We start from the raw sequence: 1291 nt of genomic DNA, 5'->3' as shown, positions 1-1291 counted from the left end.
GTATGAAGTATGATGGAATCATATACTCTGGTAGAGATTTTTTCAGTTCTTCTCTTAATTCACCTACACTATATTCTTTTTCTCCAACATAATATGCACATAGATATTTACTTCCTTCTTCTTCTTTGTCTAATACTACTACTTCTTTTACTCCTTCTATTTTTAATAGACTGCTTTCTACTTCTCCAAGCTCTATTCTAAATCCCCTTATCTTAACTTGATGATCTATTCTTCCTAAATATTCCATATCTCCGTTTGAAAGCATTCTTGCCAGGTCACCAGACCTATAGATTTTCTCCTCTACTTTATATGGATTGGTTACAAATTTTGCTGTTGTCAATTCTCTCTTATTTAAATATCCTCTTCCAACCCCATCTCCACCAACACATAATTCTCCTGGTACACCTATCGGTTGAAGTTTTAAATTTTTATCCATTATATACGTTAATAAAGTTGGTATAGGTTTTCCAATGTTACTTATTTTTAAATTAACATCTTCTTCTTTTATTTCCTTAAATGTAACATGAACTGTTGTTTCTGTTATTCCATACATATTAATTAATTTTGTTTTTGGATATTTTTTTATAAAACCTCTTAACATTTCAGGCTTTAATGCTTCACCACCAAATATCACATACCTTAATTTAAGCTCATTATTACTGTTTTCTAATTCTTTATTCATAAGATTATAAAATGGTGTTGGAATTTGATTTAATACAGTAACTTTTTCTTCTTTTAAAATCTTTAAATATTCCGATGTATCTCTTGCCTTATTTTTTGAAATTAAAACTAGTTTTCCTCCATAAAGTAATGCCCCGTACATTTCCCAAACAGAAAAATCAAAACAATAAGAATGGAACATTGTCCATACGTCTTTTTCATTAAAATCAAATTGTATTCTATCATTAAACATTAATCTAACTACATTTTTATGCTCAATCATTGCACCTTTAGGTTTACCTGTTGTTCCTGATGTATATATAATATACGCCAAATCCTTTTTCTTATTTATATAATCTAAATTTTTTATATTTTGGTCATATACATCCTCATCTTCTAAATCAATTATTACTCCTTTAAATTCTACTTTATTAATAAGTTTACCTTGAGTTAGCATTATATTGGTTTTACTGTCCTCAAGCGTATATTTTACTCTATCCTCCGGATATTCTGGATCTATTGGTAAATACGCTCCTCCTGCTTTTAGTATACCCATTATCCCTACTATCATCTCAATAGAACGTTCTACCATTATTCCTACTATAACATCCGGTCCTACTCCCTTTTCTCT

1 protein-coding gene is annotated in these 1291 nt (G+C 29.4%); it reads right to left on the bottom strand.

Annotated elements, in window-relative coordinates:
* Positions 1-1291, bottom strand: a 1291-nt coding sequence (locus KPL50_RS26450; RefSeq protein ID WP_216301449.1) for an amino acid adenylation domain-containing protein, incomplete at both ends; no start/stop codon positions are given.

Origin of the sequence: Clostridium sp. CF012 (assembly GCF_018861755.1) — a bacterium.
Classification (GTDB): domain Bacteria; phylum Bacillota; class Clostridia; order Clostridiales; family Clostridiaceae; genus Clostridium_AD.
This window is presented reverse-complemented; position numbering and strand designations above follow the sequence as displayed.